The sequence below is a fragment of the Sphingomonas sp. 2378 genome (assembly GCF_038084995.1).
In the GTDB taxonomy this organism is placed as follows: domain Bacteria; phylum Pseudomonadota; class Alphaproteobacteria; order Sphingomonadales; family Sphingomonadaceae; genus Sphingomonas.
Map to the genome: position 1 here is coordinate 1 of NZ_JAXCMJ010000151.1, position 300 is coordinate 300.

The 300-nt window shown below is 69.3% G+C and carries 1 pseudogene; it reads right to left on the reverse strand.

From position 1 onward, the window contains the following. A pseudogene (locus SM191_RS19915) lies at nucleotides 1-300 on the reverse strand (electron transfer flavoprotein subunit alpha/FixB family protein); the annotation flags it as partial.

Genomic DNA, 300 nt, shown 5'->3' on the forward strand with positions numbered 1-300 from the left:
GATCTGCATCACATCGATCAGCGCGGCGACACGCGGCGCGATGTTCTTGCCGGTGGTGGTCGACGGGGCGAGGAAGGCGTCGTGGCTCTCCATCAGCTTCGCCACCAGCGGCGCGACATTCTCGGCCAGCGCATGGGCATAAGCCGCGTCATCGGCGACATGGACCTTGCCCACACCGGCGATCTTGGCGGCGGCCTGCGCGACACCGTCCACGCCCTGACCGGCGACGATCAGGTGGACCTCGCCCAGCTTCGACGCCGCCGTGACGGTCGCCAGCGTGGCATCCTTGACGGCCCCGCC